Raw genomic sequence first — 17,516 nt, 5'->3', positions numbered from 1 at the left:
AAAAATTTAAGGTTCTATATAGGGATAAAAAAGGCAAACCTAGGATAGGAAGAGTTAATAGGGAGATATAAATGAAAACCAGTATACTTATGCTATAATTTAATAAAGTGACTCTGTGTTTTAGAAAAATTGGAATAAAGGATGCATTGATCAACCATGTATGAGAATCAGACTTCTATGCACCAAAAGCTGTTTATTATCGGCGCAGGTGCTGCCGGACTAATGGCCGCCGTTACTGCGCGTGATATGGGTATCGATACTGCCATTCTGGAGGGTAACGACCGGATTGGAAAGAAGATATTAATGACAGGTGATGGCCGCTGTAACATTACGAATGAATCCACTGCGACGGGTACGGATGAAGCAATTGCTTTATCGCACAAGTATCACAGTAATCAGGCCGGATTTCCACTTGCGGTATTGCAGCAATTTGGCATCCGTCAGACTATAGATTTTTTCTCCTTTCTCGGGCTTCCACTTACAAGATTGAAGGAGGGCTTGATGTATCCAATGTCGCTGCAGGCAGCAGCGGTGCTGGATATTTTCCAGCTTGCGCTGGAGGATCGGAATGTTCCGGTATACCTCAATAACAAAGTGTTGGATGTTACTGTTTCGAAGAATCATCCGCGCTTCAAGATAAAATGCCAAACGGAGACAGAGGAGGAGGTTGTTTATACTAGCGACTATCTACTTCTATCTGCGGGTGGCCTTGCCGGTCCAAATGCGGGAAAAGAACCTCCTGGGTATACACTTGCCGAACGTCTGGGGCACACCCTGATTGAGCCTTTGCCGGCCATTGTGCAATTGAAGCTGCAATATCCGAATATGAGGGCACTGTCCACTATCAAATCTCAGGGACAAGCCCATATCATTGTGAACGGTAAAGTCATCTGCAGTGAACAGGGTGAAATTGCCTTCACGGATTATGGTATTACCGGCCCGCCAATTCTTCAGCTAAGCAGAAAGGCTGCGTATCATCTTGCAAGAGGAGAACAGGTAACATTGTCGGTTGATCTGATGCCGGGCCGCACGGAGGAAGAGTTAGTTGAGTTTTTAGAAAGGCTCTGGGAGACCTTTGGACACCGGACTGTGGCGGATTGCCTTGTTGGCATCTTCAATAAGAAGCTTGTTTCTGTCCTACTAAAAGAGACTGGCTTAGATCAACAGCCAGAGCTGCTTTGCCAGGATCTATCGATGAAAACCAAGGGGAAATTTTATCGAATCTTGAAGCGTTGGGAATTTAAAGTGACGGATACCAATGGCTTTACGAATGCGCAAGTGACAGCCGGCGGCATTGATACGTCGGAACTCATCGAAGGAACGCTGGAATCCAAGCTGGTGCCTGGGCTGTATTTGGCTGGCGAAGTGATGGATGTCGACGGAGATTTCGGCGGCTATAACCTGCAATGGGCCTGGAGTTCCGGATATGTGGCCGCCATGGCGCTAGCTAAGTCAATTCAATAAATTTATTAGGAAAAGGGATGCATCAATTAACATGTATAAGGATCAGACTTCTAAGCACCACGAGCTGTTCATTATCGGTGGGGGTGCTGCAGGTCTAATGGCTGCAGTTACAGCGAGGGATCAAGGTATTGATACAGCAATTATTGAAAGCAATGACCGGCTTGGGAAGAAAATAATAACGACGGGTAACGGGCGTTGCAACATTACGAACCAATCCACCGCCACCGGTACGGATGAAGCGGCCGCTTTATCACGCAAGTATCACAGTAATCAGGAAGGATTCCCAATACATGTATTGCGGCAATTCGGTGTCCGCCAAACGATCGAATTTTTCTCCTCACTCGGGCTTCCTTTTGTAAGCTTGGAGAATGGCCGGATGTATCCGATGTCGCTGCAGGCGGCTTCGGTGCCGGGTGTATTTAAGCTGGCGCTGGAGGATCGGAATGTTCCCGTATATTATAAACATAAAGTGTTGGATGTTACCGTTTCGGCGGGACATCCGCGGTTCGCGATAACCTGCCAGACGGAGACAGAGGAACAGGTTGTGTATACCAGCGACTATCTTTTTCTATGTGCAGGCGGCCTTACCGCTCCCAAAACGGGAACGGACGGCTCCGGTTATACGCTTGTCCAACGTCTGGGGCACACCCTGATCAACCCGGTGCCAGGCATTGTACAATTGAAGCTGGATTATCCGTATTTGAAGGAACTATCGGGCATCAAATTTGAGGGAGAGGCCCATGTTATCGTAAACAATGAAGTCATCCGCACTGAGTCTGGTGAGATTCTTTTTACGGACTATGGTATCTCGGGCCCGCCCATACTTCAGCTCAGCAGAAAGGCTGCGTATAATCTCGGAATAGGAGAATCGGTGACATTGTCGGTTGATTTAATGCCGGAGCGCACGGAGGAAGAGTTAATTGATTTTCTGGAGATCCACTGGGGGATCTTCGGACACCGGACGGTTGCCGATTCTTTTGTGGGCATCGTCAGCAAGAAACTGATTCCAGTTCTGCTGAAGGAGGCTGGAATTGATCAACAGCCGCACTTGCTTTGTATGGATTTATCATGGAAAACCAAGAAAATATTTTATCGAATCTTGAAGCATTGGGAATTTAAAGTGACCGATACCAATAGCTTCACGAATGCACAAACAACAGCCGGTGGCATCGATACGACGGAGCTAATCGAAGGAACGTTAGAATCTAAGTTAGTCCCTGGGCTGTATTTGGCAGGTGAAGTGATGGATGTGGATGGAGATTGCGGCGGCTATAACCTGCAATGGGCTTGGAGCTCTGGCTACGCCGCTGCTATGGCGCTTGCTAAGCGACGTGCCAGCACCACGTAAGGGGACAGAGGGTTGCTGACTCTTAAACGATCACCTATTACTATGGCAGAGGTTTGCTGTAACAAGTCTGGTTTTAGTAATGTGAAAGCGATGAGGATTGTTTCTCATCGCTTTTTTTGTGATTTTTTAAAGTTTGGTGCTCATTTTATTCGTTGCTTAACTCTGATGTCTTTATTTTACCTCAACTTTATTGTCGTCCCTTTATTAATCCTTAAGTTTATCAATTAGAGTTAGTATTCGTCTATTTTTTGTATCTTCCTTTTTAGCAAGCTCAATATAATTAATCTGCTCTCGTTTAATGTAATCAGGCTGGTTTAGAAATGTATTCAGCATGTGGTACTCTTCAAGGTTTGTAGTAATGTAATCAGGCACAATCAGTTTACGATTTTCCTCACATTTCTTAAGTATTATATGTAATGTATCACCGAGCTCTTTTTGTACTGCTCTTCGAATAAATTCGTTATAAACAAAATAATGCCCATTCTTTGACGGCAATAAAGTATGGTCAAATTCGTGCCCGTCAACAGAGATTTGAATAGGTACTTTACCATTAGTATTGAATATCTCCCTTACTGAATAGGGGAAATAGACTACTTTCCATTTCATTTTACCTTCCAGCAGCCTTATCTCACTATCAAATTCATAAACCATACTAAATAACACTCCTCGTGGTAAAGAAGCTGATTTCGGTCACTAATTTTATCATAGCCACTTTGCTGTTTGTAGGTGATTCGAATTCAATATGCTGTTGCAATAACCTATATGATGTTGAACATGCCTTATCTGCATGAGGATAACATCAGTTTTAGTTATTTCTTCGTATAGTACACATGGTTCCAATAATCTGCCGTCAGTAAGTTCAGCAAAAAAATTACGAGCCACACTCAATATCTCCTCTACGTACTCCGTCATTTCTTCCTTAGTAGGGTAGTCAGAGCACTCCTTATCTAAGTCTTCTGTTATATCTTTACCGAAGTCAGGTATCGTGAATTCTTCATCCTTCTGCTGCCTAAACCAAAATTTCATGCTGGTTGTAGCGTGGAATATATGCTTCCAGTATTTATGCTTGGCATTCTTCCAAAAATGATCAGGACATACTTCGATAAGATTCTTCAACATTTCTACGGTTGGATCAAACTGTCTTCTTAAAACAGCCACCATCTTATCACTCATGTTCATCAACTCACTTCTCGAAATTTAGAATCTTAACTTTATTCTTGTCCTAAACAACCAAAACCTTCCATTTTGTGATGGTTCATTTGGAAAATTTGTGAAACATACTCAATCACAAACCCAACTGTTACGGGATTTTCCGTTCTTTGAACATCTTGATGATGAATAATTAGCTGAAATTGCTAAGGTATGTGGCGAGCGTACTTATATAAAAGGAGAGTCCATCTTTTTTGAGGGTGAAGAGGGAGAGGAGCACTATCTGGTTCTATCTGGAGTTGCTCACGTGTTGTTGCGTCTAACAGAACAGCACGGAGTGCCCTCTGATAAAGGTGTTCTAATCGATTTGAAATTAACGCATCAACACCTGGCGGATATGACAGGAACGGCGCGTGAGACCGTGACAAAATCATTGCTTGGATTACAGGATGAGCAGTTGATACGTATTGATCAGAGGAAAATACATTATGATACGGCTCCATAGGTAGTAAAAGAAAAGACACCTTGAAGGGTGTCTTTTTACGTTATTGCAGCTTGAAAAGAAGATGCCAACATTATCCCCGACTTTAATGAAAGTTCCCGGTTTCATTTTCCGTGAATTTTCCGTCGCTGTCATGCTGAGATTGCTTGCGGCGATCATTACGGGCTTGTTGTTGCTGTTGGGCTTCCAGGCTGTTTACGGGCGTGGCTTCCAAATCTTTTACGGTGTTGATCAGATTCTTGTCTGGTTTATTTGCGCTCAATTAAAAATTCCTCCTTGATTACCTAATGGTTGTGAATTTTATTATGTGCTGGCTACTGTGTGGCTATTCGTGTTGTATGATCACAATCCATTCGCTGTCCTATAATCATTAGCTCAGAACACGGTTAGATATGGGAGATATGAGTAAATGATTGTTTCGGAACCTTTTTTAGTTTTGATATGTTGAACGTGTTCTGGTTCCAGAATTTGTATTATTTTCGGAGGGGGACAGGGGCTAGATGCAGGATCTCTTTCTAAATATTTAGGAGGTGAAAAGAGAAACTTCATTTTTTGCAAGCGGTTACAATGATATCTGCAACAAATTAAAATCGGGAGGAAATAAAATGAAAAAAAGAGTTGCAAAGGTAACCAGTATTGTTGTGTTGTTTTCTCTTGCTCTTTCTTTAATAGTAGGTGGATGGACAAATACGGTGGTGCATGCTGCTGGTCTTGCGGTAACAGGCAGTGGAGGCTGGAATGAAACGGCATATGTGGAATGGTCACCTGTAAGCAATGCGACAGGGTATAACGTTTATGTTAAATTGGCAAGTGCAGCGGATTCTGGGTATCAACAAATTAATAATGAGTTAATCCGCAAATATCCTTCCTACTGGAGAGCCGATGCTGTAGGGCTTGCAGCCGGAAATTATGTGATGAAAGTTGAAGCTACCTTGTCAGGGGGTGGGACGGTAAGTGCGGTTTCAAATCCGCTATCCGTAACGTCATATGACCGCTCAGGATTTGCTTTTTCGACTAGCTCGCAATATGGTACGGGATCAGGGGCTTATAATGAGAATGGAACCCTCAAGAATGGTGCTCAAGTGCTGTATATAACATCTCAGACTGCGCAAACCGTAACCCTTGGTGTGAAAATCAACAGCTCCGGCGCTGTACAAACAGGGGTTGGCCTGGGCGGTATTCTGGCACTGAGACAAAAAGGCTATGATACAACTCCACTTGCGATTCGAATTATCGGAAAAGTTACAGCTGCTGATCTGAGTGGACAGCTTAACAGCAGTGGGTATCTTGAAGTCAAAGGTAAAAACAATTATTCGGAAATGAATATTACTATTGAAGGTATCGGAAATGATGCTTACGCATACGGATGGGGAATGCTTCTAAGATATGTAGGTAATGTGGAAGTAAGAAACCTGGGTGTAATGTTATTCCCCGACGATGGCATTTCAATGGATTCTGGCAATATGAATGTCTGGGTGCATAATAATGATATTTTTTATGGAGCTGCTGGAGGCGATGCAGACCAAGCCAAGGGCGACGGTTCCACAGACCTTAAAAATGGATCCAACTATATTACAATCTCTTACAACCATTACTGGGATTCCGGAAAATCTTCGTTAGTTGGTTTGAGTGAGCCGGCTGAATTTTTTGTTACCTTCCACCACAACTGGTTTGACCATTCGGACTCCCGTCATCCGCGGATTAGAGTGGCATCCGTCCATATCTATAACAACTTTTTCGATGGTATCTCCAAATACGGTGTGGGTGTTACTACAGGTGCTTCAGCTTTTGTAGAATCTAATTATTTTAGACATGCTAAGTTTCCAATGATGATCTCCTTACAAGGTACAGATGCTTTAGGGGAGGGCACGTTCTCAGGCGAAAATGGAGGTGTGATTAAAGCCTATAACAATCTTATTGTAGAGGCTTCAAGTCTCATCTATGCGAATTCAAACACAGGGACAGCTCCTACTAATGTTACCTCATTTGATGCTTACTTAGCTTCGTCAAGAAATGAAACCGTCCCAAGCTCATACAAAGCATTAAAAGGCGGAACAGCCTATAACAACTTCGACACGAGCGTAAATACAGGAGTGAACGTATCTAATATTGATAACGTAAGCAATGTTGAACAGATTGTTATGGCAAAAGCCGGCCGTCTGAATGGCGGAGACTTCACATGGGAATTTAATGATTCAGTGGATGACGTTTCGTATGCGCTTAATACAGCGCTGATGTCTGCAATCAGAAGCTACACAACGGGACTTGTCTCTGTAGGGGGGAATTCAAACCCAACGAACCCGACTCCGACTCCATCAGTAACACCTACGCCAACAGTAACTCCTGTGCCAACAGCGACCCCAGCTCCAACAGCGACTCCAGCACCGACGACAACGCCAGTGCCGACAGCGGGAGCAAACGTTCACAACTTTACTACGGATGGAACAACAAGCAGCTTCTTCAATATTCAAGGCAATCTCTCAACAAGTAAGGGAACTGTGGCCTATCAGGGTTTAACCCTAACCCAATGTCTAAAAATAGAGAGTGTTACCAGCATTCAATTCACTGCTGCTAAAGCTTCAACGCTAACCCTAGTGTTCAACACAGAGGGAACGAAAATCAAAGTGGATGGAACAAGTTATCCTATAACCAATGGCATTGCCACTGTCTCTCTTGCCGCAGGTGCACATACCATTACAAAAGATAGTACGGCGAATCTATACTATATGAAGCTGGAATAGGGGAATGGCTGCCTCTACTTTAATACGGAGTATCAGAAAAGCAGAAAAGCGACCTGTAGGGGGCGCTTTTCTTTGCTTTTTCTTATGATCTTATTACTTGAGTTATTATCGATTCAAAAACTATTAATTTTGTGTTGATTTGATTAATCTTTATCATCAACCAAATCAATAATCTCACGAATATCCTCAATATTTAAAGCTTCTGCAATTTTGCCTATATGACTAAAGTTAATATTCTCCCTTTTTCCATTAGCTAACTCACTTAATGCGGCATGTCGGACATCGGATATTCTGGACAATTCTCGTAGGGAAATCTTATGTTTTTTGGTCAATTCTGATATTTTTACTATAACTCTCTTTCCCACTTCTAATCCCCTCACTAACTCTGAGTTTTCATCTTCACTATATGCATAAGACGGCTTTTCTTTTCATGAGAATAAACCTCTCAGTTTTTAAGAAAGCTGCTTTACTATATAAGCACGTTTCAGCGCTTCAGGATAGTTGACCAGCTTATACTAATTCTCGGTTATTCCCCATACCGGTCAATCGCCATAGCTGCGGATTTCAGCATGCGCCGCTTAAGATGCTCACCCTCGACGATTTTTACGCGGAGGCCAAGAAAACGGATTTTGGACAATAGGAATTCGCTATCGTCTCTCATGTAGATGACTTTGATTCGATAGATACCCGAATTTTCATCAAAGGACACGGATTTATCAAAACAGGAAAAGGCGTACAGAATTCGTGATAGCTCAGCATTAAAGGTGGGGATGACTTGAATACATGCACATTCCTTCTGATCCTCTAATAATCGTATTATCCTTGCTTTTAAATCATTAATCCGTTTGGCAGGGAAGGGAGCTACTTCAACAGAAATAATGTTTTTTAGTTTAGTGGACATAAGAGAACGTTGCCGGGTGCTGTACCATTGCAGATACCACTCCCGCTTATACATGTTGTATTCCAGCTTATGAGGGAACCCGGTTTGGTCAGTTCGTTGGCCTCCATGCTTAATATGGAAAGTAATAAGGATCGCCTGATTCTGCATGATTATACGGCGGAGTGTACGAAGCATTGGATGATAGACCTGCCGCTCTTTGCTTTTAGCTTTCTCCATAATAATTCCCTGCACTTCTGTGGACGCTTCTGCCTCCAATATGGCGTTCAATTTACTTAAGGTATCCAGTGTAAAAGCTGCTTCTGAGGCCGGGTGCATTAACATGGTTTTCAGCCAGGAACGTTCCTGAGAGGTCAGCGCTAATGAACCCACTTCGTCGAGGCGTGAAATGATTTGGAAGTTAAATATTTTCTCAAATGGATTCATAATAGCTGTGAATCTCCTTCCACTCCGCGATAAATTGCTTACGCAGCCAAGGGGGTTCTAATACCTCGCAGCTCGAGCCAAAGCTTCGTAACCACGGCTTAATTTCATAAATACCATTCACTATGATCTCATAAAGGAATGTAGAATCGGACTCTTCCGTAATTTCTCCCCACTGTCCCTGCGCTTCAACCCGTTCCCGAATAAAATTAACACCTGGGCGATTGGGGTTATAAAATCTCGCCACCACTTTAATTGCACGGGTGGTATCTATAACCCAGCTGGTTGTCATCTGTTCTTCCAGATTGCTGAGTTTCTGAGCAAACTCTGCTTCTTCCACAGTGTCGCCCTCCTCAATTTGAGTGAGGCCCTCCATTCGGAATTTCATGATGCCCATACGTGAATTATGTCCGATTAAATACCAGCGCCCATATTGATGGTCATAGATGACGCGGAGCGGAAGAACAGTTTCTGTGACGCCCCTTGTTTCCCGCTCAAAGAGAGGATTGGTATTCTGAGAGGCGTAGTTTTTGCCCTTTTTAGGGGATAGATATAGAAACTTGATTTTTTTTCGCTGCTGAATGGCTGCAAATATCGTATATAGGTGTGCCTCATCAAGAATACGTGAATGATAATTATATTTGTATCTATGGGTTTCCGTAGCTTCGAGGGTATAACCCCGCTTCCGCAGGACCTTTTTTAAGGTGTCGCGCAGCAGGTAACCTTGCACAGACGGAGTCTGCGTGTTGGCGATGACATCAACATAGTCGTAAAGATCCAAGAGCTGATCGCCGGATAATTGATCAATCAGATCGTTAGCAGCCTTGTATCGATAAGGCCGACCTTCGTTTACACGAAGAATAACGCCAACTTCCTCAAGGTATTTCAGATCTCCACGGATGGTTTTCTCATCGGGCATTGGATAATCGGTTGGCATTTGCTCACTGCACACATCCTGTAGATCTTTAGCCGTTAGCTCCTGAGTCTGGAGCGCAGTTAATAGTAGAGTAAGCCGGATGCTCTCCGTTTCCTTAAGCGACTTCGCCCGGAACAAGAACAGGAGCAGCGGGTCGGCAGATTCATAGTAGTTATAGCGGAGCCACTCAGAGAGTTCTGTTCCTTGTTCTGTAGGCAGATCCTGTTGTAAGACGGTCACCATGCCCTTCAGGTTGCGCAGCGTTTTGTCATAGGTATGTACAGAAATGCCGAGACGATCGGCGAATTGTTGTCTGCTGTAAGCTCCCCCCGCTAAAGAGAGCATGCGAAGAAATTGAATCTCCTTGTCAAAACTTTCCCGGGCCATTTGTATCCCTCCAGCCTGTAGCGAATCCATAAGAAATAGTAGTACTCATTATATTAAGCACCAGAGTTGAATAAAATGGAAGTGTTTTTGGCCGCCGCCATACTTCCGCCCTGTTCGTTACAGGGAAGATGAGCGAAGATAGATCCATGAAGCCAAAGCAATTCTGATGAGGCGTTCGAATAGTAACAAGGGTAGAGAATAGGGAAGTAACCGATCTGGAGGGATGAAGATGGATCCTATAAACAAGCTTATCCGTGAGCAGCTGGAACAGATTGAACAGGAGGAGCAAGTTACAATATTGTATGCCTGCGAATCAGGTAGCCGGGCGTGGGGATTCCCATCGCAGGACAGCGATTATGATGTGAGATTTATTTATCTGCATAAACCGGAATGGTATCTATCTATTTTTGATAAGCGGGATGTGATCGAGCGTCCTATTAACAATATGCTTGATATCAATGGCTGGGATTTGCGGAAAGCACTGAATTTATTTCAGAAGTCTAATCCACCGCTGCTGGAGTGGCTGCAATCACCCATTCAATATGCAGAAAAGTACAGTACAGCAGAGAAGCTTAGAAGCATCTCCCCGTACACATTTTCGCCGAAGTCTTGTATGTACCATTACTTAAACATGGCAAGAGGGAACTACCGTGATTATTTGCAAGGCGAACAGGTCAAGATCAAAAAGTACTTTTATGTACTTCGTCCCGTTCTAGCCTGTGAATGGACTCACCGATATGGAGAGATGCCGCCGATGGAGTTCGATGTACTGGTAGAGCGGCTTATTCCGCAGGATGAAGAGCTGTGGCAGGTGATTCAGCAATTGCTGGCACGAAAAAAATCCGGTGAGGAACTAGACTACGAGCCGCAGCTAACCGCGATTAACGATTATTTAGAAGAACAGTTCCAAGTGTTGGATAAGGTGGCGGCGTCCTTGAATGCTAAGGAGAACAACAAAGATCATCAGCTGGATGCTCTATTTCGAGAAGCTTTACAGGAAGTATGGGGACGGGCCCTATAGAAAGATTGATAGGAGGAAGATGGTAGTGGCTATTGTACAACTGAAATCTACGAATCCAAAATTTACTTTTTTAATTAAAAAAAATCCAGTGACAGGTATGCAGCTTCGTCCGGTTCGTCAGGGAGTGGCGTATGGATGGTATTCTGATGAGGCAACTTATAACGTTTATTTTAAGGACGCAGATAACGATATATCCTACAAGCAGAATGGAAGCGAGAGCTTTGAGTATCTAAATGTCTCCCGGTTTAACACACCTCTATTTCCGCTTAATGCGGTCAATGAGTTTTTCTCTACACCCTTTAAATCCCAGGATGAACGGGATGCGGAAGGATATGAGCATTCTTTTTTCATCAATATGGTTCAGGTTGAGCGGATACACTATATTGAATTTTTCCAAAAGCATTTAAAGGGCTATACCTTCTCCTTGCAGCATCAGGCACATAAGAGCTATTCCCTGACGATTACCACACATAAAAGCTTGTATCACCTCTTACATGTTGTTGGTGTGCTGTCCTTGTTCTTATCCATATTTGGGGATGAGTACATAGATATTTCGGATGCTATTTTGGATAAATATATCCGCAGCCTTAACGTCATTGATGCACCTTTTTATATAAGAAGTCTATTTGCAAGGAATTTCCTTACCTCTAAGGAACGGTTCAAGCGATATAAAGCCTCCATCGAACAAACAGACCAGTATTCTATTGGGCTGGAGTATGGCGGTACTGCGATGCAGCGGCGTACTTTTATTTCGAGTGTGCTTCCATTCAATAAGCCGATTCTGGACATCGGCTGCGGAGAAGGTTTCTATGCAATTCCGTTTGCCGGAAAAATAGAGAGCACCTATTATGCGGTAGATATAGCCGAGGCGTTGCTGGAGGTTGTGAATCGGAAAGCGAAAGCTAAGGACATTGATAACATTGCAACCTTTGGCTCACTGGACCATTTTCTGGAGTCGTACAATGGGGAGCAGGTTGATGTGATTCTAACAGAAGTTGTAGAGCACATGAGTGAGGGTGAAGCGGCAGAGCTTATTCAGCAAATAATCGGTAATGTGAATTTTCAACAGCTTATTGTGACGACACCGAATGCTGATTTCAATCGTTACTATGAGCTGGAAGGATTCCGGCATGAAGATCACAAGTGGGAAATGGGACAGGAAGCGTTCGGGCAATGGGTTTTGGATACGGTTCAAGGTTTAGCAGTCGAGGTTGAATATTTGATGGTTGGTGACCGGGTTGGCGAGATCCGTACGACGCAATGCGCTATTGTGCGAAGAAAGGAGGAGTAGACAGTGGAAATTCAAACACGTGTACATACCATATTTCTGCTTGTAGGAGCAACGGAATGCGGGAAATCAACTTTTGCTAAAGAAGTTCTGATCCCGCAGTTAAAACTAGAGGATGCTTCTAAAGGGTTACGTACGAATGTGCAGTATTTATCCTCGGATAGTATCCGCCAGGAGATATTGGGCTACGACTATGATAAGTATGATCAGGTTATGCTGGAGGCGAGTTCGCATACCTTTCAATTATTGTTTGAGAGATTGAAGTTAGTCACTTCTTTTCCGATTAATGCGGAGTTTGTGGTGATGGATACCATTGGGCTATCCGAAGATTACCGTAGTAAAGTCCGTGAGATCGCCGGGCAAAATAATTATAATCTGGAGGTTATTCTGTTTGATTACCGTAAACGGGAGGATTACTACGTCTCGGAGCGCTCGAAGAAGCTGATCTCCAATCATTTAAACCGGCTGAGAAAAGAAGTCCTGCCTGTTCTGTCACGGGAAGGTTACAACAAGATTCATAAAGTGCGTGCTAAAGATTTTATTCTCGAGGGTGAAGGGATACCTAACCCGGACTACCGGGTGATTATACAGGATTGGGATACTTACACATCTACGGTACTTCTACAAGCACAAGAGTATATTGTGGTTGGGGATGTTCATGAGTGCGTCGAAGAGCTTCAGGGACTATTACGTAATTACGGCTACAGGGTGCACGAAGGTAAGTTAAGTGCAACAGATAAGCTCAGTAACACACGAGTCATTCTTGCTGGTGACTGGATTGATAAGGGCAAAAAGACACGGGAGACGATTGAGTTCTTATTTGATAACCGCGAGCATTTCCTATTTGTTATGGGCAATCACGAGAACTTTGTATACAAGTACGTAAAGGGTGAGATTCAAGGAACCGATCCGGAACTGCTAAGAACGTACTTTGATTCCACCCAAGTGCTTAAGGAGGATACCGCGCTTTTTAGTAAATTTTCGGCTTTAGTGGAGCAATCTCAGCCCTTTTACCGCTATATAGGTATGCAAGGTCCTTCTTTTTATGTTACTCATGCTCCTTGCCGTAATAAGTACATTGGTAAGCTGGATACGAATTCACTACGCCATCAGCGTAACTTTCGGCTGGATCGTGAGGTTTCCTTTGAGGAACAGCTTGATTTCCTAAAGCAAGAGGCTGTGAGTAATCACCCCTTTCATCTCTTCGGACATATTGCAGCCAAGCAGACTTTTCGGATCAAAAACAAACTCCACCTCGACACAGGGAGTGCGCAGGGTAATGAACTAACTTCTGTTCGCATGTCGTTTAAACCTTTCTATAAAAGTCAAAAATCGCATGTGACTACGGTGCACGAAGAGCTACCTATCCTGTTCCGGGAAAAGCAAACCGTATCCTTGTTAGAGCTTGATTACGAGTCTGTGCGCAGACTGCAGTATTCCTCGCAGAACCGGGTCAACTTCATCTCCGGGACGATGTCACCTGCGGATAAGGATATGGCTGCCGGTGAGCTTGAGTCTCTGCGAAAAGGGTTGGATTATTTTGCCGAGCGTCGTATATCTGAAGTCGTCCTGCAGCCTAAATATATGGGATCACGCTGTAGTGTGTACCTTTACCGGGATATAGAGCAGTGTTACGCAATTAGCCGGAACGGCTACAAGGTTAAGGCGGTCGATCTGACGCCTATCTACGAACAACTGCTGCATAGATTCGGAACCTATATGGCTGAGCAGGGGATCCGTGTGCTTTTACTGGATGGCGAGCTGCTGCCTTGGAAAGCGCTGGGGGATGGGTTAATTGAGCGTCAGTTCCGGCCGATTAGCAAGGCGCTGGAGACAGAGCTGGATTTCTTAAGACAATATGGATTTGAGGAGTCACTGGGTAAACTGATACAGGATTTTGAAGCAAGCGGGTTTGAACAAGACCAGCACCATATGTCGAAAGAGGCGCTTAACAACAACTATGGGTCTCATGTTTATCAGACTTTTAAGTATGTCCGTGACATAAGAGAATCGTATGTGGATCTTGACCAGCGTGAGGAAGCTTACAGAGTATACAAGCAGCAACTGGAGTTGTATGCGGGTGATGCAGAATTAGCGTACAAACCTTTTGCAATCCTGAAGGAAGTACTGGAGAATGGTGCTGAACGGGTACCTGACGGTAAAACCTCCGAATTATACAGGTTCTTAAATGATGATGAATCTCTGGTTTTGGACTTGAAAGAGCCTGATGCCTACATCAGAGCAGAGGAGTATTTCGCAAAGATAACGGTAGAGAAACATATGGAGGGAATTGTAATCAAACCGGAGCAAGAACAGCAGGGGGTAGTCCCATACATGAAGGTCCGCAATCCGGGCTACCTGTCGATCATCTACGGGTACGACTACAAGTTTCCACATAAGTATGCCAAGCTGATGAAACAGAAGAATATCGCTCCTAAGCTTCGGACGTCCTTAATCGAACACCGGCTGGGCAGACAAATGCTAGAAGTGAAGCTGGATGAGATCTCGTCTGACAACGAGGACTACAAGCAAATTGCAGCAAACCTGTTATTCGAGGTAACGAAAGAGAAAGAGATCGACCCGAGGTTGTAGAGGATTGTTACAGGCGAAGAAACTTGGTTTGCCAATTATGAGAATGAGTTCAGGCTGTCGGGAAGGTCCCGGCAGTCTTTTTTTCGTCAATTGTATCCAGCTCAATCGCGGTCATAGAGCCGGAAGGCAAGTGTACAAACCTCGTTCTAATTGTAAAAACAGGAGGACGCACCTTATCGGGTCCGTCCTCCTATCTATTCCTCATAAATACGCCTTAACCCATAATAACGAGCACGTTGTTTTCTGGCGCCATTTTGGCCACTGGGATCAGGTTGCCTTGAATTTCTTCACCGTTAATAACGATATGGGTAACCCCTTTTTGTACACCCTTCTTGTTCTCCACCTGGATGTTCAGCTTCTTCCCACGGAATTCCCGGACCATGGAAAAGTCTGTCCAGTCGGAAGGAACACACGGGTTGAGGCGAAGGCCATCAAATTGCGGTTGAACCCCCATAATGCCTTCCACCAAGGAGACCATCACGGTTGAAGCGGTGCCGGTCAGCCAGTGGACATGCGCCCGGCCTTGATATGGGCTGTCCTTGGACTCGACAAACTGGCCATGTACATAAGGCTCGAGTTTACGGATTTCAGCCTTATCGTTCATGCTGGCCGGACTGCAATTCAGGAAGTATTCGAACGCGCGCTCACCGTTGCCGATCATGGTTTCCGCCAGAATGAGCCATCCCTGCGGCTGGCTGAAGATGCCGCCGTTTTCCTTAGTTGAGGCGTTGAAAAGAGCCATCAACGCTACTGGCAAACCGTATTCACGGAACGGAGGGTAGAATAACATAGTGCCGTAATCGGTCCGCAGATTCTCATACACTTTGTCCATGGCGAGCTTCGCCTGATCCGGGCGGGCTGCACCGCTTAATACGGCCCAGCTTTGCGGATTGAGCCAGATCTTGGCTTCATCATTTTCCCAGGAGCCGATGGTATAGTTGTCTTCGGTAAATCCGCGGACGAATTGATCGTTCTCCCAAGCGTGTTTTTGAATGTTATCGTCCAGCTCATCAAGCAGGCCCTGCGCCCATTGAATATCTTCAGGCTTGTTCTTATTTTGTGCGATTTCCATGAATACCTTGAATGCCATATACAGCTGGAATGCGACGAACAACGACTCACCCTTGGCTCCAAGCCGTAGGCAATCGTTCCAGTCGGCATGAAGCCCAACTGGCATGCCGTGTGCGCCCATACGATCCAGACTGAACTGAAGTGCCTGGCGCAAATGCTCGTACACTGTGCCCTCGCCTTTATCCGAATAAGGGATTATTTCATCTGTGAAATCCCAGTTGCCACTTTCATTCAAGTATTTAATGACGGTGGGGAACAGCCATAAAGCGTCATCAGCCCGATAATGGGGGTGACCGGTTTCCCGCACGTATTCTGGATCATCCGGTGTGCCCTCATGTCCAGGGTTGTGGTCAAATTTCACCAACGGAAGTCCACCGCCGTTGGAAACCTGGGCGGATATCATCAGTCTTAGACGTTCAAGGGCCATCTCATGATCCAGATGAATGATGCCTTGAATATCCTGCACGGTATCCCGATATCCGAGTCCATTACGAAGACCGGAGTATTGGAAGGAGGCTGCACGTGACCAGATGAAAGTGATAAAGCATTGATATGCATTCCAAGTGTTGATCATGTTGTTCAGGTTATCGCTTGGTGTCTGGACCTGGAAGCGGTTAAGCTTGCTGTGCCAGAATGCTTTTAACTCTTCGAGTTCTTTATTTACCACGGACAAGTCCTTATAATGGCTGAGAATCTCGGAAGCGCCTTTCTCATCATACTGTCCCAGTAGAAATACGATTTCTTTCTCTTCTCCCGGCTGTAAATCTACGTTAATCTGCAGGGCCCCGCAGGAGTTAGTATTGTAGTTTAATGAATTGGAGCATTGGCCGTTCTCAACAGAGGCCGGATTGCCATAACTGCGGTAATCGCCTAGGAACGTATCCCGGTCACCGTCATAAGCGGTAACTTCTGCACCTGCAGCCCCGAAGAATCTCCAGGTTTGTTCTTCGGGGGTGTTTTCATTGATGACTTGAAGGATCATATTATTTTTATAGTAGGTCCGTGAAATAAACAGAGTGTACTGAAGGTTGACAGTATCCTGCTCATAGTTGTTATTGTTGGTTAATTCAACAAATCCGAAGAGAGCCAGCTTGCGTGCTTTGGAGCCATCATTGCGCACCTTCATGCGCCACACCTCATAGGTTTTGTTCAGTGGTACATAATATAATGATTCTGTATGGATGTTATCGTAGTCCGAGACAATGTTCGTGTATCCGGTTCCATGATGGCATACCGACTTATATTGCTCCAGATCTTTACCCACTGGCTGCCAAGAGCCGGACCAATAATCCCCGTTCTCCAAATCTCTCACGTAAATATAGCGTCCGGGCTCGTCCTTAGAGTTGAAGTGGTAGCGGATATGCCGCCCATTTGCGCCAGACTTTACAAAGCTATAGCCGCCTGCGTTACCTGAGATGATTGCACCGTATTCCGGCGAGCCGAGGTAATTCGCCCAAGGGGCAGGCGTATTCGGCTTGGTAATGAGGTATTCCTTGTTTTTTCCATCAAAATAACCATATTGCATGACCATTCCTCCTATTAAGTGGTTAATGGGCCGATCTATAAACGCGCGTTCACAAAGAGGTGAAATATCCATGTGTAATTTTATTATAAGATACTTTTAGTAAATCGATAACCCTATATTTTAGCGAAAAAACGAACAAAAATGCTAACTTTTTTAGTAGGGTGTAAAGCGAAAGACACCTTAAAAGGTGT

General features: G+C 44.5%; 14 protein-coding genes. 7 read left to right on the top strand and 7 right to left on the bottom strand.

Translation table 11 applies throughout. The features are described 5' to 3' along the window. The first annotated feature begins 156 nt into the window (after positions 1-156). Entirely contained in the window at positions 157-1,464 is a 1,308-nt protein-coding gene (locus tag MHH63_RS23155; protein WP_341172152.1) for an aminoacetone oxidase family FAD-binding enzyme, read from the top strand. A gap of 31 nt (positions 1,465-1,495) precedes the next feature. Further along, the gene (locus MHH63_RS23150; protein ID WP_341172151.1) at positions 1,496-2,812 is read left to right on the top strand and encodes a BaiN/RdsA family NAD(P)/FAD-dependent oxidoreductase; all 1,317 of its coding nucleotides are present in this window, start codon (positions 1,496-1,498) and stop codon (positions 2,810-2,812) included. 204 nt (positions 2,813-3,016) lie between these two features. Here MHH63_RS23150 and MHH63_RS23145 read toward each other — a convergent pair whose 3' ends face one another. Together MHH63_RS23145 and MHH63_RS23140 are read right to left on the bottom strand one after the other, a co-directional pair. Then, entirely contained in the window at positions 3,017-3,463 is a 447-nt protein-coding gene (locus MHH63_RS23145) for a YdeI/OmpD-associated family protein (RefSeq protein WP_076279925.1), read from the bottom strand. Between the two features lie 51 nt (positions 3,464-3,514). Then, complete coding sequence (locus MHH63_RS23140) at positions 3,515-3,985, bottom strand: DinB family protein (RefSeq protein ID WP_175620008.1); 471 nt, start codon at positions 3,983-3,985, stop codon at positions 3,515-3,517. Between the two features lie 286 nt (positions 3,986-4,271). On the opposite strand from MHH63_RS23140, the gene MHH63_RS23135 reads away from it, so the two are divergent. Continuing rightward, positions 4,272-4,466: a helix-turn-helix domain-containing protein gene (locus tag MHH63_RS23135; protein WP_179089461.1), complete on the top strand. Its 195-nt coding sequence runs from the start codon at positions 4,272-4,274 to the stop codon at positions 4,464-4,466. Between the two features lie 82 nt (positions 4,467-4,548). Here MHH63_RS23135 and MHH63_RS23130 read toward each other — a convergent pair whose 3' ends face one another. Next, positions 4,549-4,725, bottom strand: a complete 177-nt coding sequence (locus MHH63_RS23130) for a hypothetical protein (protein ID WP_169744731.1) — start codon at positions 4,723-4,725, stop codon at positions 4,549-4,551. Positions 4,726-5,068: 343 nt separating this feature from the next. Here MHH63_RS23130 and MHH63_RS23125 point away from each other — a divergent pair, with 343 nt between their 5' ends. Next, entirely contained in the window at positions 5,069-7,204 is a 2,136-nt protein-coding gene (locus tag MHH63_RS23125) for a pectate lyase family protein (protein ID WP_341172150.1), read from the top strand. A 143-nt stretch (positions 7,205-7,347) separates the two neighbouring features. On the opposite strand, the gene MHH63_RS23120 is transcribed toward MHH63_RS23125, so the two are convergent. From MHH63_RS23120 to MHH63_RS23110, 3 genes are all read right to left on the bottom strand, one after another. Then, positions 7,348-7,569 carry a helix-turn-helix domain-containing protein gene (locus MHH63_RS23120; RefSeq protein WP_076126905.1) on the bottom strand — a complete coding sequence of 74 codons (222 nt, stop codon included), beginning with the start codon at positions 7,567-7,569 and terminating at the stop codon, positions 7,348-7,350. 161 nt (positions 7,570-7,730) lie between these two features. Beyond that, complete coding sequence (locus MHH63_RS23115; protein ID WP_076303214.1) at positions 7,731-8,528, bottom strand: WYL domain-containing protein; 798 nt, start codon at positions 8,526-8,528, stop codon at positions 7,731-7,733. Next, a complete protein-coding gene (locus MHH63_RS23110) occupies positions 8,515-9,828 on the bottom strand; it encodes a helix-turn-helix transcriptional regulator (RefSeq protein ID WP_076192616.1) in 1,314 nt (437 codons plus the stop codon). The genes MHH63_RS23115 and MHH63_RS23110 overlap by 14 nt, the downstream gene beginning before the upstream one ends. Positions 9,829-10,057: 229 nt before the next feature. Here MHH63_RS23110 and MHH63_RS23105 point away from each other — a divergent pair, with 229 nt between their 5' ends. From MHH63_RS23105 to MHH63_RS23095, 3 genes are read left to right on the top strand one after another with little or no spacing between them, the layout of a single operon-like run. Further along, on the top strand, positions 10,058-10,849 hold the full coding sequence (locus tag MHH63_RS23105) for a nucleotidyltransferase domain-containing protein (protein ID WP_341172149.1): 792 nt from the start codon (positions 10,058-10,060) through the stop codon (positions 10,847-10,849). A 25-nt stretch (positions 10,850-10,874) separates the two neighbouring features. Beyond that, complete coding sequence (locus MHH63_RS23100) at positions 10,875-12,140, top strand: class I SAM-dependent methyltransferase (protein ID WP_341172148.1); 1,266 nt, start codon at positions 10,875-10,877, stop codon at positions 12,138-12,140. Between the two features lie 3 nt (positions 12,141-12,143). Further along, positions 12,144-14,729: a metallophosphoesterase gene (locus MHH63_RS23095; protein ID WP_341172147.1), complete on the top strand. Its 2,586-nt coding sequence runs from the start codon at positions 12,144-12,146 to the stop codon at positions 14,727-14,729. A gap of 214 nt (positions 14,730-14,943) precedes the next feature. Here MHH63_RS23095 and MHH63_RS23090 read toward each other — a convergent pair whose 3' ends face one another. After that, positions 14,944-17,325 carry a GH36-type glycosyl hydrolase domain-containing protein gene (locus MHH63_RS23090; protein WP_341172146.1) on the bottom strand — a complete coding sequence of 794 codons (2,382 nt, stop codon included), beginning with the start codon at positions 17,323-17,325 and terminating at the stop codon, positions 14,944-14,946. Positions 17,326-17,516: the final 191 nt, after the last annotated feature.

The organism is Paenibacillus sp. FSL H3-0310, assembly GCF_038002785.1.
GTDB classification, from domain to species: Bacteria; Bacillota; Bacilli; order Paenibacillales; family Paenibacillaceae; genus Paenibacillus_AQ; species Paenibacillus_AQ odorifer.
Note: the sequence above shows the minus strand (reverse complement) of the source record. Positions and strands in the feature narration are given on the sequence as shown.

What these genes read in the sequence shown, in the direction of transcription:
- MHH63_RS23155 (WP_341172152.1), top strand. Translation starts at nt 157, where the DNA reads ATGTATGAGAATCAGACTTCTATGCACCAAAAGCTGTTTATTATCGGC.
- MHH63_RS23150 (WP_341172151.1), top strand. Translation starts at nt 1,496, where the DNA reads ATGTATAAGGATCAGACTTCTAAGCACCACGAGCTGTTCATTATCGGT.
- MHH63_RS23145 (WP_076279925.1), bottom strand. Translation starts at nt 3,463, where the DNA reads ATGGTTTATGAATTTGATAGTGAGATAAGGCTGCTGGAAGGTAAAATG.
- MHH63_RS23140 (WP_175620008.1), bottom strand. Translation starts at nt 3,985, where the DNA reads ATGAGTGATAAGATGGTGGCTGTTTTAAGAAGACAGTTTGATCCAACC.
- MHH63_RS23125 (WP_341172150.1), top strand. Translation starts at nt 5,069, where the DNA reads ATGAAAAAAAGAGTTGCAAAGGTAACCAGTATTGTTGTGTTGTTTTCT.
- MHH63_RS23115 (WP_076303214.1), bottom strand. Translation starts at nt 8,528, where the DNA reads ATGAATCCATTTGAGAAAATATTTAACTTCCAAATCATTTCACGCCTC.
- MHH63_RS23110 (WP_076192616.1), bottom strand. Translation starts at nt 9,828, where the DNA reads ATGGCCCGGGAAAGTTTTGACAAGGAGATTCAATTTCTTCGCATGCTC.
- MHH63_RS23105 (WP_341172149.1), top strand. Translation starts at nt 10,058, where the DNA reads ATGGATCCTATAAACAAGCTTATCCGTGAGCAGCTGGAACAGATTGAA.
- MHH63_RS23090 (WP_341172146.1), bottom strand. Translation starts at nt 17,325, where the DNA reads ATGCAATATGGTTATTTTGATGGAAAAAACAAGGAATACCTCATTACC.